General features: G+C 65.0%; 14 protein-coding genes. 9 read left to right on the forward strand and 5 right to left on the reverse strand.

Going from position 1 to position 14,433, the window contains the following annotated elements:
- Positions 1–49 precede the first annotated feature (49 nt).
- The 3 genes from MOK15_RS01420 to MOK15_RS01430 are packed head-to-tail and all read left to right on the forward strand — an operon-like array spanning position 50 to position 2,320.
- A complete protein-coding gene (locus MOK15_RS01420; protein WP_242929961.1) occupies positions 50–1,018 on the forward strand; it encodes an alpha/beta hydrolase in 969 nt (322 codons plus the stop codon).
- On the forward strand, positions 1,015–2,118 hold the full coding sequence (locus MOK15_RS01425) for an FAD-binding oxidoreductase (RefSeq protein ID WP_242929962.1): 1,104 nt from the start codon (positions 1,015–1,017) through the stop codon (positions 2,116–2,118). Before MOK15_RS01420 ends, MOK15_RS01425 begins: the two co-directional genes overlap by 4 nt.
- 25 nt (positions 2,119–2,143) lie before the next feature.
- Positions 2,144–2,320, forward strand: a complete 177-nt coding sequence (locus tag MOK15_RS01430; protein ID WP_242929963.1) for a DUF1508 domain-containing protein — start codon at positions 2,144–2,146, stop codon at positions 2,318–2,320.
- 258 nt (positions 2,321–2,578) lie between these two features.
- Here the strand turns inward: MOK15_RS01430 and rnhA are convergent, their stop codons facing one another.
- From rnhA to ispH, 3 genes are all read right to left on the reverse strand, one after another.
- Positions 2,579–3,025 (reverse strand): ribonuclease HI, encoded by a 447-nt coding sequence (gene rnhA / locus MOK15_RS01435; protein ID WP_242929964.1) that lies wholly within the window; start codon positions 3,023–3,025, stop codon positions 2,579–2,581.
- Positions 3,026–3,099: 74 nt separating this feature from the next.
- Positions 3,100–4,092 (reverse strand): homoserine kinase, encoded by a 993-nt coding sequence (gene thrB / locus MOK15_RS01440; RefSeq protein WP_242929965.1) that lies wholly within the window; start codon positions 4,090–4,092, stop codon positions 3,100–3,102.
- Positions 4,093–4,095: 3 nt separating this feature from the next.
- Entirely contained in the window at positions 4,096–5,055 is a 960-nt protein-coding gene (gene ispH, locus MOK15_RS01445) for a 4-hydroxy-3-methylbut-2-enyl diphosphate reductase (protein WP_242929966.1), read from the reverse strand.
- A 156-nt stretch (positions 5,056–5,211) separates the two neighbouring features.
- Between ispH and MOK15_RS01450 the strand changes: the two genes are divergently transcribed.
- The 4 genes from MOK15_RS01450 (at position 5,212) to nagZ (ending at position 9,533) form a co-directional block, all read left to right on the forward strand.
- Positions 5,212–5,820, forward strand: a complete 609-nt coding sequence (locus tag MOK15_RS01450) for a hypothetical protein (protein WP_242932594.1) — start codon at positions 5,212–5,214, stop codon at positions 5,818–5,820.
- A gap of 133 nt (positions 5,821–5,953) precedes the next feature.
- Complete coding sequence (gene argS / locus MOK15_RS01455) at positions 5,954–7,681, forward strand: arginine--tRNA ligase (RefSeq protein WP_242929967.1); 1,728 nt, start codon at positions 5,954–5,956, stop codon at positions 7,679–7,681.
- 22 nt (positions 7,682–7,703) lie between these two features.
- Positions 7,704–8,432, forward strand: a complete 729-nt coding sequence (locus tag MOK15_RS01460) for an SPOR domain-containing protein (RefSeq protein ID WP_242929968.1) — start codon at positions 7,704–7,706, stop codon at positions 8,430–8,432.
- An 87-nt stretch (positions 8,433–8,519) separates the two neighbouring features.
- Positions 8,520–9,533, forward strand: a complete 1,014-nt coding sequence (nagZ, locus tag MOK15_RS01465) for a beta-N-acetylhexosaminidase (RefSeq protein WP_242929969.1) — start codon at positions 8,520–8,522, stop codon at positions 9,531–9,533.
- A 204-nt stretch (positions 9,534–9,737) separates the two neighbouring features.
- On the opposite strand, the gene MOK15_RS01470 is transcribed toward nagZ, so the two are convergent.
- Both MOK15_RS01470 and MOK15_RS01475 read right to left on the reverse strand, forming a co-directional pair.
- Positions 9,738–11,351, reverse strand: a complete 1,614-nt coding sequence (locus MOK15_RS01470) for a carbon-nitrogen hydrolase family protein (RefSeq protein ID WP_242929970.1) — start codon at positions 11,349–11,351, stop codon at positions 9,738–9,740.
- A gap of 140 nt (positions 11,352–11,491) precedes the next feature.
- On the reverse strand, positions 11,492–12,715 hold the full coding sequence (locus MOK15_RS01475; RefSeq protein ID WP_242929971.1) for an NADP-dependent isocitrate dehydrogenase: 1,224 nt from the start codon (positions 12,713–12,715) through the stop codon (positions 11,492–11,494).
- 160 nt (positions 12,716–12,875) lie between these two features.
- On the opposite strand from MOK15_RS01475, the gene MOK15_RS01480 reads away from it, so the two are divergent.
- Together MOK15_RS01480 and MOK15_RS01485 are read left to right on the forward strand one after the other, a co-directional pair.
- The gene (locus MOK15_RS01480; RefSeq protein ID WP_242929972.1) at positions 12,876–13,610 is read left to right on the forward strand and encodes a phosphatidylserine decarboxylase; all 735 of its coding nucleotides are present in this window, start codon (positions 12,876–12,878) and stop codon (positions 13,608–13,610) included.
- Between the two features lie 97 nt (positions 13,611–13,707).
- On the forward strand, positions 13,708–14,433 hold the full coding sequence (locus MOK15_RS01485; protein WP_242932595.1) for a phosphatidylcholine/phosphatidylserine synthase: 726 nt from the start codon (positions 13,708–13,710) through the stop codon (positions 14,431–14,433).

Here is a 14,433-nt window from a genome sequence, read left to right on the forward strand (position 1 = left end):
GGCACTATTCCCTAGACCATATGGCTTACCGAATCGTAACCATGGGGGCATGGATTCGCCCTCTTTCCCTTCCCCGGCCTTCGACCGGCGCGCTTGGCCGACGGGCGGGCGGCTGGACCATTGGTCCGCGCCCGACGGCTGGCCAATCCGCCGCTACCGGCTGGGCGATGGGAGACGTGGCCGGATGCTGCTGCTCAACGGGCGCGGCGACATGATCGAAAAATATCTGGAGACCATGGATCATATGGCGCGGCGCGGCTGGGCCGTGACCAGCTTCGACTGGCGTGGGCAGGGCGGATCGGGGCGGCTGACCGATGATCCGCTATGCGGGCATATCGATGATTTCGCTGACTATATCGCGGACCTCCAGGCTCTGGCCGCCGACTGGCGCGCGGAGGGGGATGGGCCGACGGTGATGCTGGGCCATTCGATGGGTGGTCATATGCTGCTGCGCGCGCTCGCCGAAGGGATGCCGCCGCCCGACGCCGCCGTGCTGATCGCGCCGATGCTGGGCGTGCATAGCGCGCCGTTGCCGCGCTGGTTGGCGGTCGCCATTGCGCGCATGATGGTTGCCAGTGGGCAGGGCGAACGGCGGGCCTGGACGCAGAAGGAGGATAGCGAGCGGCTGCGGCGGATGCGGCAGAAGAGGTTGACCCATGATGTCGATCGCTATGCCGATGAACTGTGGTGGCGCGCCCATGACCCTGAGATCGCGCTGGGGCCGCCAAGCTGGACCTGGGTGGCGCAGGCGCTTGCATCGACGCGAGCGCTGGCGGAGGGACCGCAGGTGGCCGGAGTCGCCTGTCCGCTGCTGATCCTCGCCACCCAGGCCGATCAGCTCGTGTCGACCGCCGCGATCCGGCAAGTTGCGGCACGGCTTCCCCATGCGCGGTTGCATGTCTATGGGCGGGAGGCTGCGCACGAAATATTGCGCGAGGTCGATCCGGTGCGGTTGGACGCATTCGCCCGGATCGATGCTTTTCTGGACGAGATTGCGCCGCAAGAGACTGGAAATTGACAGCTTTCGACATTGTGATTGTGGGCGGCGGCATGGCCGGCGCGAGCCTTGGCGCGCAACTGGCGGTCGACGCGCGGGTGCTGATCCTGGAGATGGAGGATCGGGCGGGCTATCACGCCACCGGCCGTTCGGTTGCCTTCTGGGAGGAGACTTATGGCGGGCCAATAGTGCAGCCGCTGACCACCGCGTCGGGACCGTTGCTAACCGCGCCGGACCCGGATTTCCATCATGGCAGCTTCCTGTCGCCGCGCCGGACGCTGCATGTCGGGCGTGCGGGGGACGAGCCGGTGCGCGACGCGCTGCTGACGCAATTTGCGGGGAAGGTCGACCTTCAGCCGGTTGAACCGGGAGCGTTGGTGCCGGGATTGCGCCCGGAATGGACGCTGGGGGTGATGGAGGCGAGCTGCCGGGATATCGATGTCGCGGCGCTGCACCAGGCCTATCTGCGCCGGTTCCGGCAATTGGGCGGCGTGGTGCGGCTGTCGTCGCCGCTGCTGGGCGCGCAGGCGACGGACGGCGGCTGGCATGTCGAGACGCGCGAAGGGCCGGTTGCGTGCGGCGTGCTGGTCAATGCGGCCGGCGCCTGGGCGGATGAGGTTGCGCGGCGCAGCGGTGTCGCGCCGGTCGGCATCACGCCCCTGCGCCGCACGGTGGTGCAGTTGCGGGTGCCGGGCCTGCCGTCGCCCGACCTGCCCCGCGTCATGGATTTGCAGGGGCGTTTCTATTTCAAGCCGGAAGGGCAGGAGCGTATCTGGCTGACCCCACATGATGAGGAAGCGTCTGCCCCCTGCGACGCCGCGCCGGAGGAAATGGCGGTGGCGCAGGCGATCGCGCGCTTTGAGGAGGTGGTCGATTGGCGGGTCGGGGGGATCGAGCATAAATGGGCGGGGCTGCGCAGCTTCGCGCCAGATCGTGCGCCCCTTTATGGTTTCGATCCGGCAGTGCCGCGCTTTTTCTGGTTCGCCGGGCAGGGCGGTTTCGGCATCCAGACCGCCCCGGCGGCGGCATTGCTGGGCGCGGCGCTGCTCACCGGATCGGCCATGCCGGAAGCAGTTGCCAGCATCGATTTCGCTGCTTATCGTCCGGAGCGGTTTCGGTAACGCAACAAAGTCCGGAGGATATGCCATGGCCCACAAGTTCGTGATCGAGAAGAACAAGGCGGGCGAGTTCGTCGCCAAGTTCAAATATAATGCCGAGGTCATCTTCTGGACCGAAGGCTATACGTCGAAGGCGAGCGCGAAGAACGCGATCGACTCGATCCTGAAGAACGGCCCCGGCGCGCCTGTCGAAGAATCGGAGTAAACGGGCGGTTCCCCCGACGAGGAAAGGCGTGGGAACTACCGATCTTGATACGGCCATTGTCGGACATAAAATCCTCCCCTGTAAGGGGAGGGGGACCGGCGAAGCCGGTGGAGGGGTGTCACCCCATCGATAGCGGGGACACCCCTCCGTCTGGCTTCGCCAGCCACCTCCCCTGCGAGGGGAGGATGATGGTAAGCGGCCATGAGCGGACATTATTCCCTCGTCTGCAAGCGGGAAGGGAATGTCTTTGTTCCAACCCTATTTCCGAAATGACTCCGCCGCCGCGCAGGCGAGTTGGTCGGCGCGTTCGTTTTCGGGGTGGCCGGCATGGCCTTTCACCCATTTCCACGTCACCTGATGGCGCGCGGTGGCCTTGACCAGTTCCTGCCAGATCTCCGCATTCTTGACCGGTTTCTTGTCCGCGGTCTTCCAGCCATTTTTCTGCCAGCCGAAAATCCATTTGGTGATGCCGTCCATCACATATTTGCTGTCGGTGTAGAGCGTCACGCGGCACGGCTTCTTGAGCGTGTTGAGCGCCTCGACCGCCGCCATCATCTCCATGCGGTTATTGGTGGTCTGCGCCTCGCCGCCGGAGATTTCCTTCTCCGTGGTCCCAAAGCGCAGCACCGCGCCCCAGCCGCCGGGGCCGGGATTGCCCTTGCAGGCGCCGTCGGTGAAAATGTCTACGGTCGGAAGGTCGGTCATGAGAGAAGAGATGCCCTATTCTTCAAGGGAAGCAAGCAAGGGGCCGCGACAGGCTCAGCCCGAATGGCTGTTCGTTAGCGGCCCAGCAGGTCCGCCGGGTCGGCCTTGGCATAGAAGTCCAGCCGGCGGAGATAGGCGAGCGGGTCTTTCCGCGTCACCAGGGCATCGGCGGGTGTGTTGATCCAGTCATAGGCGCGCGTCAGCAGGAAGCGCAACGCCGCACCCCGGCACAGGATCGGGAAGGCGGCTCGCTCGGCCTCGCTAAGGCCATGCGCCTGCATGTAGCCCGCGCCCAGCGCCGCCGCGCGCTCGCCGAACCAGGTCGCGCCGTCGTTGCTGAAGCACCATGCGCTGTGGGTGACGGCCAGGTCGTAGGCGCGGATGTCGGTGCAACTGAAATAGAAGTCGATGAGGCCCGTCACCGCATCGCCGAGCATCAGCACATTGTCGGGGAAAAGGTCGGCGTGGATCACCGAGCGGGGCAGGTTGGCGGGCCAATGGGCATCGAGAAAGGCCAGTTCCTGCCCCACGCGCGCGGCGAGGCCCGGCGCGATCAGATCGAAATCCTCACCACATTTGTCGGCCAGCACATGCCAGCCATCCTTGTCGAGCGCGTTGCGGCGCTCGCCCGTAAAGCCCAGCGCCGCCTTGTGCAATTCACCCAGCGCCACACCGGCGGCGCGCGCCTGGCCGGGTGTCGGCTCCGTGACGGAAATGCCCGTCAGAAACTCGATCAGGCAGGCGGGACGGCCGGAAAGCTGCTGGAGCCGCTGGCCATCGCGGTCGGCGATGAAACGCGGAACCAGGCAGCCGCGCGCACCCAGATGGTCGAGCAGATCCATGAAGAAGGGCAGGTCCGCTTCATCCACCCGCTTTTCGTATAGCGTCAGGATATAGCGATGGCCGTGCCCGGAATCGGAAATGCTATTTGGGCCGGTGGTTTCCAGCAGATAATTGCTGTTCTCCACCCCTTCGGCGATGCCTTTGGCAGACACCAGGCGACCGGCGTCATAGCGGGTGAGGAAGGCGTCGATCTCTTCGGCGGGGACGTGGGTATAGACGGCCATGGTTCAAGCCGTTTCGAGGCCGCGCGGCAGTTTGAAGGCGATGCTTTCGCGCGCCGTTTCGACCTGCTCCTCCTCGACCGCGAAATGCTCGCCGATTCGGTTCACCACCTCGCGCACCAATATTTCGGGGGCGGAGGCGCCGGCGGTGAGGCCCAGCGTCTTCACATCCTTCAGCCAGTCGAAATCGATGTCGTCGGCGCGCTGGATCAGGCGGGCGGGCGTGCCTTCGCGCTCCGCCACCTCGACCAGCCGCAGCGAATTGGAGCTGTTGGGCGCGCCGATCACATAGAGCGCGTCGCAGCGGGCGGCGATCGCCTTGACCGCTGTCTGGCGGTTGGACGTGGCGTAGCAGATATCCTCGCCCTTGGGCGCGGCGATCGACGGGAAGCGGCGCAGCAAGGTCGCGACGATCGCCGCGGTGTCGTCCACCGACAGGGTGGTCTGGGTGAGGAAAGCCAGATTTTCCGGATCGGCTGGCGCGAACGTCTCGGCATCCTCGACCGTTTCGATCAGAGTCATCGTACCGGCCGGCACCTGGCCGAAGGTGCCGATCACCTCAGGATGCCTCTTATGTCCGACGAACAGGATATGGCGGCCGTCCTTGACCTGGCGTTCGGCCTGGCGGTGGACCTTGCTCACCAGCGGACAGGTGGCGTCCAGATAGTCCAGGCCGCGCTCCTCCGCCTTGGCCGGCACCGCCTTGGGCACGCCATGGGCGGAAAAGACTACCGGCACGCCGTCGGGCACCTGGTCCAGGCTCTCCACGAAGATCGCGCCCTTGGCTTTTAGTCCGTCGACCACGAACTTGTTATGGACGATTTCGTGGCGGACATAGACGGGGGCGCCATATTTCTCGATCGCCTTTTCGACGATGATGATCGCGCGGTCGACCCCGGCGCAGAAGCCGCGCGGGGCGGCGATCAACAGGGTCATGGGCGGCAGGGCGGCGGGCGCATCGGTCATCCCTGCCGCTTAGGCGAATGTCCGCCAAGAGGAAAGCCGCTTCCTTGCGGTTGCGTGGCGGGCGGGGGATGGATAAGGAAGCGCAAAGCTTTTGGCCCTCGTGGCCGCGCCAAGGAATATCTGCCTGTGAAAATGTCTCATATCGCCCTGACTGCTATGCTGGCACTGGCTTTGGCGGGTTGCTCGCGGCGCGGTGAGATTGACGCGACCGGGGGTATCGTCGCGGTGCGCTCCGCCTGCCCGACGGCGGCGATTCCGGCGCAGACCGGTGACATCACCCTGTTTAACCCGGCGAGCAGCACCGACGCTTCGGCGATCGATGTGGTGGCGAACATCACCAACCTGCGCTCGGCCTGCACGGACGGGGCGCAATTCTATACCGAGGCGACCTTTACCGTGAACGCGCGCCGTACCGACGCCAGCGCGGCGCGGCAGGTTGTGCTGCCCTATTTCTCCGCCGTGGTGCGGGGTGGCAACGCCGTGGTGGCCAAGCGGGTGGGGCAGGTGACGCTGAACTTCGCCGCCGGCGACTATCGCGCCAGCGCGCAGGCCAAGGCTGGCTCCTTCGTCGACAAGGCCGCCGCCACGCTGCCCGCCGACATCCAGACCAAGATCACGCAGAAGCGCAAGCCCGGTGACGCCGACGCCGCGATCGATCCCTTCGCCCAGCCCGACGTCAAGGCGGCGCTGCAGCGAACCAGCTTCGAGCTGCTCGTGGGTTTCAACCTGACCCAGGATCAGCTCAAATATAACGCGACCCGCTAAAGCCCATTGATTTGTTTCCGTTCGGGCTGAGCGAAGTCGAAGCCCGCCACTGAGCGAAGCGAAGTGCTTCACTCCGTTCAGCCTGGCCCTTCGACTTCGCTCAGGGCGAACGGAGTTGAAGGAAATTCGTCCCGTGTCCCTTTACACCCGTTTCACCGCCCATCTCGACGACGTGCTTGACGCGCTGGAGGCCGAAGGCGTGCTGCCCGCCGGTCTTAATCGCAAGCCCGTCACCGTAGAGCCGCCGCGCGACGCCGGCCATGGCGACCTTGCCACCAACGCCGCCATGGTGCTGGCCAAGCCCGCGGGCACCAATCCGCGTACGCTGGCCGAGGCGATCGTGACCAAATTGCAGGCGCTGGATGAGGTGGCGAGCGCCTCCATCGCCGGTCCCGGCTTCATCAACCTGACCCTTACCGACGCCACCTGGCGTGCCGAACTGGCGGCAATCCACGCCGATGCGGCGGACTATGGCCGGTCCGCCCTGGGGCAGGGCGTCACCGTCAATGTCGAATATGTTTCGGCCAACCCGACCGGCCCCATGCATATGGGCCATTGCCGTGGCGCGGTGGTGGGCGATGCGCTCGCCACGCTGCTGGAATATGCCGGGCACAAGGTGATCCGCGAATATTATATCAACGATGCGGGCGGCCAGGTCGATGTGCTCGCCCGGTCGGCGCATCTGCGCTACCGCGAGGCGCTGGGCGAGGATGTGGGCGTGATCCCCGAAGGTCTTTATCCGGGCGACTATCTGGTGCCGGTGGGGCAGGCGCTGGCGGTCGAATATGGCAACAAATATGTCGGCGCGCCGGAAGCGGACTGGCTCGTCACCTTCCGCAGCTTTGCCGTGGCGAAGATGATGGACATGATCCGCAGCGATCTCGCGCTGCTCGGCATCCATCACGACATCTTTTCGTCGGAAGCCGAATTGCAGGCGGCGGGCAAGCCCGATGAGGCCGAAGCCTGGCTACGCGCCCATGACCTGGTCTATGACGGTGTGCTGGAAGCGCCCAAGGGCGAACTTCCCGACGATTGGGAACCGGTCGAGCTGCCGCTGTTTCGATCGACCCGATTCGGCGACGATCAGGACCGGCCGATCAAGAAGTCGAACGGCGCCTGGACCTATTTCGGCGCCGACATGGCCTATCATTTCCAGAAGGCGCAATCCGCCGACCAGTTGATCGACATCTGGGGCGCGGATCATGCCGGCACGGTGAAACGCATCCAGGCTGCGGTCGCCGCTCTGACCGAGGGTAAGGCGCGGTTCGACGTCAAGCTGATCCAGATGGTCCGCCTGCTGCGCGATGGTGAGCCGGTGAAGATGTCCAAGCGCGCCGGTAATTTCGTGACGCTGGCCGATGTGGTCAAGGAAGTGGGCAAGGATGTCGTCCGCTTCACCATGCTGACGCGCAAGGCCGATGCCCAGATGGACTTCGACTTCGCCAAGGTGGTGGAAGCGTCGAAGGATAATCCGGTCTTCTACGTCCAGTACGCCCATGCGCGGATTTCCTCGCTGGGACGGCGCGCGGAAGAGGCGGGGATCGACCTGCCCGCGCCCGACCTGTCCCTTCTTGGGACGGCGGAACTGGCGATAGTCAAGCTCGCCTCGCAGTTCCCGCGCGTTGTGGAAGGATCGGCGCAGGCGCGCGAGCCGCACCGTATCGCCTTCTATCTCAATGACTTGGCATCGGCTTTCCATGGTTGGTGGAATATGGGCAATGACGATCCGCGCGCGCGCGTCATCCTGGCCGACGAACCGGCGCTCACCTCCACCCGCCTTTTCCTCAGCCGCGGAATAGGGCAGATTATCCGCAACGGTCTGGCCCTGATGGGCGTGACCGCCTTGACCGAGATGCAGTGATGATAGTTGGGGTGATCTGAAGATGGGCGACTTTGCGCGCGGTCGGCTCGATCTGGATGACGAGGACCGGCTTCCCTGGCTGGAGCCGGCTATCGATGAGGAAGAGGATCGGCTTTCGCCGTTGCGTCTGCTGGGGCTGATTCTGGTCGGGTTGGTGCTGATCGGCGCGGTCGTGGCCGGCGTCTGGTGGGTGCAGAACCGCGCCGGCGGCGCCGGGGGCGGCGCGGCGGGCGAAGGCAAGCTGATCGCGGCGCCGCAGGGCGACTATAAGATCCCCGCGCATGAAGCCGATGCCAAGAAGTTCGCGGGCGAGGGCGATGCCAGCTACGCCGCGAGCGAAGGCGTGGCGCGCGACGGCCGGATCGATCCCAGCCGCGTGCCCGAAGCGCCGATCACCGGCACCGCGCCCGCGCCCGGCAATACCAAGCCTTCCGTCGCGCCGCGCGCGGCGCAGAGCGTGTCCGCGCCGGTCACGGACGAGACTGCGGCCAAGCCCGCCGCCGCGCCCAAGGCGGCGGCAGCGGGCGGTACGATCCAGCTTGGCGCCTATGGCAGCGCGTCGGGCGCCAAGGACGCCTGGGGACGCCTCTCCAAGCGCTTCGCCTATCTTGCGCCGCTCGCCATGACGATCGAATCGGCCCAGGTGGGCGGCGGCACCGTCTATCGTCTGCGCGCTGGCGCCGGCGGGCAGGCCAGCATGATCTGCGGCAAGCTCAAGGTTGCGGGCGAAAGCTGCATGGTGGTGAACTGACAGGCGTTTGGGGCGACTACCCGTAGTTATGGCCGCCCCGCCATTTGCGCTTCGACAGGGCGCGCGGGGGGCGTTAGCATGGCGCGCATGAAGCCTGTCATCTTCGGCCTTGCCGGTGAAACCCTGACCCCCGACGAGCGCGCCTTCTTTGTCGAGGCGGAACCGGCGGGCTATATCCTGTTCAAGCGCAACATCGTCGACCGGGCGCAGCTACGCGCGCTCACCGATGATCTGCGCGCGCTGCACGGGCGCGACGATCTGCTCATCATGATCGATCAGGAGGGCGGGCGCGTGACCCGGATGCAAAGCCCGGTCTGGCCGAGCTTTCCGCCCGGTGCGATCTTCGACCGGCTTTATGACGTGGCGCCGTCCAGCGCGATTGCGGCGGCGCGCGCCAATGCGCGCGCGATCGCGCTGACGCTGGCGGAAGTCGGCATCACCGTGGACGCGCTGCCCCTGCTCGACGTGCGGCAGGAAGGAGCGAGCAACATCATGGGCGACCGGACGTTCGGCGCCGATCCGATGCGCGTGGCGGCGCTGGGCCGCGCAGTGTTGGAAGGGCTGGCCGAGGGTGGCGTGGTCGGCATCGTCAAGCATATCCCCGGCCATGGCCGCGCGCTGGTCGACAGCCATCTGGAACTGCCGGTGGTCGATGCGGACCTCAACGCACTGGAAACCGATATCGCGCCCTTCCGCACGCTCAAAAATGCGCCGATGGGGATGACGGCGCATGTCGTCTATACCGAATGGGATGCGGAGCGGCCGGCCACGCTGTCGCCGACCGTGATCGGTGAGATCATCCGCCGGCGCATCGGCTTCGACGGACTGTTGATGTCGGACGATCTGGACATGAAGGCGCTGAAAGGGAGCATCCCGGAACTGGCGGCGGGCGTGGTTGCGGCGGGATGCGACCTGGCGCTCAATTGCTTCGGCAAGATGGATGATATGGTGGGGATTGCGGCAGCGCTGCCTGAGATCAGCGCGGTGTCGCGGGCGCGGCTCGATCGCGCCATGGCGAGCGTGACGCGCGGAGGCGATCAGCCGCCGCTGGAGGAACTGCTGGCCATCCGCGACCAGTTGCTGGAGCCTGTGGCGGCGTGACCGGCTGAATGATGGGAATGGGTGGGAAGCGGCCATCCTCCCCTGGCAGGGGAGGTGGCAGGCCGGAGGCCTGACGGAGGGGTATCCCGCTATCGAGAGGGTGACACCCCTCCACCACTTCGTGGTCCCCCTCCCCTTACAGGGGAGGAATTTAAGGCCGCTAATTGTCGCCTTCGATTGCGCTTGAAACGATGGAGGCCGACCTCACCCGCCACCCGGCGAATTATGCCCGCCCGCCGGCACCGGGCCGCCGCTGGGGGCGTGGCTATGGTCGGGGTTGCTGTCCCAGTCGATATGATAGAGGTCGAAACGCCGGTCGCGCAGGTTGCGCACCGTGCCTTCGGCGCGCGCCCAGCTGAGGTCGGCCAGGTTTACGTCCGCCATCGTCAGTGTCTCGACATTCTCGGTCGATTCCGCCGCGATCCCGTCCCGCGCGAAGGGCAGGTCGCACGGCGTCAGGATCGCGCTCTGCGCATATTGGATGTCCATATTGTCGACGTTCGGCAAATTGCCGACATTGCCCGACATCACGACATAGCATTGATTCTCGATCGCGCGGGCCTGCGCGCAATAGCGCACGCGCATGTAGCCCAGCCGCGAATCGGTACAGAAGGGGACGAAGATGATGCGCGCGCCCTGGTCCACCAGCCGTCGCGCCAGTTCGGGAAATTCGCTGTCGTAACAGATGAGCACGCCGATCGGCCCGCAGTCGGTCTGGATCACGTCGAGCGAATCGCCGCCCTTGATATTCCACCAGAAGGCTTCGTTGGGCGTCGGGTGGATCTTTTCCTGGGTGTGGACCGATCCGTCGCGCAGCGCGACATAGGCGATATTCTGGATGTCGCCATCCTCGGCGCGGGTCGGGTGAGAGCCGCCGATGATGTTGATATTATATTCCAGCGCCATCCGCGTCAGCTCCTTGGTCAGGCGCGGGGTATAGCCGGTCAGCCGGTCGATCGCTTCGGCCGGGCTGAGCTTCTTCGTCTCGAAGGAGAGGAGGGGGAGGGTGAAGAGTTCGGGGAAGACGATGAAGTCGGAGCGATAGTCGGCCGCCACGTCGACGAAATATTCGATGTTGCGGACGAACTCGTCGAAATCCTTCACCGCGCGCGCCTGTAGCTGGCAGGTGGCGAGGCGGACGCTCTCCACGCCGCGCGGCACGCGCATTTCGGGGGCTTCGTCGGGATCGACATAGGGATTGCGCCAGACCAGATGGGCTGCGTGCCCGTCCGACTGCTTGTCTTCCGGCAGATAGTTTTCGAGCACGCCCAGCGGCTCGAACTGGTTCTTGAGCTGGAAGCTGATGACCTGGTCGCGCAACTTGCCGGTGACGACCTTGTCCAGATAGTCGGCCGGGCCGAGGACGCGGCGTCGGGCGCGGGCATAGCCCGGCATCCGCCCGGCGATGATGATGCCGTGCAGGTCCAGTTCCTCGGCCAGTTCCTTGCGCTCGTCATAAAGGCGCTGGCCGATGCGCAAGCCGCGCAGCTTGGGGTCGACCGCCATCTCATAGCCGTAGAGCCATTCGCCCGCCGCGCTGTGCCGCGTGCCGAAGCCGTTGGCGGTGATCTCTTCCCAATCATGGTGGGAGAAGGCCATGGATTTGCTGACCCGCATGGTCGCGCAATAGCCCACGACCTTGCTATCATAGAGGGCAACGAAGCAACCGGTCGGGAAATTGTTGATCTGGCCGCGCAGCGTGGCCAGCGAATAATTGGGCATCCCCGGATAGACGCGGGCGATCAGCCGCTGGATCGCGCGGACATCGGACGGAATTGCCGCGCGAACCTCCAGGCGCTTTTTGGCCGTCGTGGTCATGGGAAGCCTCCAGGCATGTTCCTCGGCCTTCGCCGGCGAACTGGATGTTTATCGCAAAGAAAAAGGCGGCCCCGGTAGTCCGGCGCCGCCTCATTCCGTTGGCGTACTGAACCGCGCAGGCGCGGATCAGTTCCGGGCTTTTATGCCCATTTGCCCATTTCGGCTTCCAGGTTGACGCGGATCTGTTCGAAGAACTGCTCCGTGGTCATCCAGGACTGTTCCGGGCCGATCAGCAGAGCGAGATCCTTGGTCATCGCGCCGCTTTCGACGGTCTGGATGCAGACCTTTTCCAGCGTCTCGGCGAACTTCACCACGTCGGGCGTCTCGTCGAACTTGCCGCGGAACTTGAGGCCGCCGGTCCAGGCAAAGATTGAAGCGATCGGGTTGGTCGAGGTCGCCTTGCCCTGCTGGTGCTGGCGATAGTGGCGGGTGACGGTGCCGTGCGCCGCTTCCGCTTCCACAGTCTTGCCGTCGGGCGAGAGCAGGACCGAGGTCATGAGGCCGAGCGAGCCGAAGCCCTGCGCCACCTGGTCCGACTGGACATCGCCGTCGTAGTTCTTGCAGGCCCAGACGAACTCGCCGCTCCACTTGAGCGCGGAAGCGACCATGTCGTCGATCAGGCGATGTTCGTAGACGATGCCAGTGTCTTTGAACTTCTGCGCGAAGCCTTCGGTCTCGAACACTTCCTGGAACAGGTCCTTGAAGCGGCCGTCATAGGCCTTGAGGATGGTGTTCTTGGTCGAAAGATAGACCGGCCATTTGAGGTTCAGGCCATAGTTGAACGAGGCGCGGGCGAAATCGCGGATCGAATCGTCGAGATTGTACATCGCCATGGCGACGCCCGAACCGGGGAAGTCGAACACTTCGCGGTCGATCACTTCGCCGTCTTCGCCTTCGAAGACCAGGCGCAGCTTGCCGGCGCCGGGCACCTTGAAGTCGGTCGCGCGATACTGGTCGCCAAAGGCGTGACGGCCAACGACGATCGGCTTGGTCCAGCCGGGGATCAGGCGCGGCACATTGGAAATGACGATTGGCTCGCGGAACACGACGCCGCCCAGGATATTGCGGATGGTGCCGTTGGGCGACTTCCACATCGACTTGAGGTTGAATTCCTCGACGCGCGCTTCGTCGGGGGTGATGGTGGCGCACTTCACGCCGACGCCATATTGCTTGATCGCGTTGGCGGAATCGATCGTGATCTGGTCGTTGGTCTCGTCGCGCTTCTCGACGCTGAGGTCGTAATATTTGAGGTCGATATCGAGATAGGGAAGAATGAGGCGCTCACGGATCCATTCCCAGATGATCCGGGTCATTTCGTCGCCGTCGATTTCCACGACGGGGTTTTTCACCTTGATCTTCGCCATAGCGCCTATTCGCCTTCTTCTCTTGGGTGGATTTATGGGGACGCCCTAGGCAAAGCGGCGGCAATGTTCAACTGTCCAGGGGCAGGAATATGCCGTGGCAGGCCCCCGGACCGGGATCGGTCGTTGTCAGGGGAACAGTCTCTGCCTAAAGACGGTGGCCATGGACAATGACGAGATCACGATTGCCGCGGGCGGCAATGTCAAATGGCGCTTCCCTTCGGTTCATCCGGAGGGGATGAAATTCGGCCTGATCGCGGTCGCGATCACCGCTGTCCTGTTCCTGTTGGGATGGGAGATTGTCGGCTGGCTGATGCTGATCGTCACCATCTGGGTTTTCGCCTTCTTCCGCGATCCCGTGCGTGCCGTGCCGCAGGATGAAGGGGCGATCATCGCGCCCGCCGACGGGCTGGTGACGCTGATCCAGCGCGTGCCGCCGCCGCGTGAAATGGCGGGGGCGAACGGGCTGGGCGACCAGCCGCTGATCCGCGTGTCCATCTTCATGAGCGTGTTCGACGTCCACATCAACCGCACGCCGATCGGCGGGACGGTGAAGTCGGTCGTCTATATTTCCGGCAAGTTCCTCAACGCAGACCTGGACAAGGCGAGCGAGGATAATGAGCGCCAGCATATATTGGTCGAGCGGCATGACGGGCTGCGCGTCGGCTTCACCCAGATTGCAGGCCTGGTCGCGCGGCGCATCGTGCCCTTCGTCAAGCCCGGCGACATGGTCGCGGCGGGGCAGCGCATCGGCCTGATCCGTTTCGGCAGCCGCGTCGACGTCTATCTGCCCGCCGGCACCGCGCCGCGCGTGATCCTGGGCCAGCGCACCATCGCGGGCGAAACTATCCTGGGCCAGATCGGCGACCGTCGCGTGGTGGCGGGTATCCAGCAGTGACATTTGCACCAACGGAATTGTCAGCAAGGGCGGTGTGGCCATGAGCCGCCAGCGGCGCGCGGTTCCGCGCGGGCTGCGCCGTGGTATCACCTTGCGGATGCTGGCGCCCAACGCGGTGACGGCGATGGCGCTCTGTTTCGGCCTGACCGGGGTGCGCTACGGCATTTCGGGCGAATGGGAGCGGGCGGTGCTCTCCATCCTGTTCGCGGGCGTGCTCGATGGGCTGGACGGGCGGATCGCGCGGATGCTGCGTGGGGAAAGCCGGTTCGGCGCAGAGCTGGATTCGCTGTCGGATTCGATCGCTTTCGGCGTTGCGCCGACGCTGATCCTCTATCTCTGGTCGCTGCACGCCATGCCGAAATTCGGCTGGGTCGTCGCGCTGGCCCATGCCCTATCCTGCGCGCTGCGTCTGGCGCGTTTCAACGCCAATATCGACGCGGATGAGCAGCCGCACAAATCGGCGGGCTTCCTGACCGGCGTTCCCGCGCCGGCGGGGGCGGGCTTGGCCTTCGTGCCGCTCTATCTGTGGCTGGTGACGGGCGAGGAGATTTTCCGCGCCTGGTATGTGGTCGCGCCCTGGACCGCTTTCACGGCGTTTTTGATGATCTCCAGCATCGCGACCTATAGTTGGTCGGCGCTGCGGTTGCGTAAGCGCATCCGGCTGGAGGCGATCGCGGTGGCCGGGTTGCTGGCGGCGTTGCTGGTGACGGACCCGTGGCTGACCCTGCTGATCCTGTGCGCGGCTTATATCGCGCTCATCCCCTTCGGCATCCTGTCTTACGCCAAGGTGAAGCGGCAGCGGGAGGCGGCGGCCGTCGCCTGA

Source organism: Sphingobium sp. BYY-5, from assembly GCF_022758885.1.
GTDB lineage: Bacteria > Pseudomonadota > Alphaproteobacteria > Sphingomonadales > Sphingomonadaceae > Sphingobium.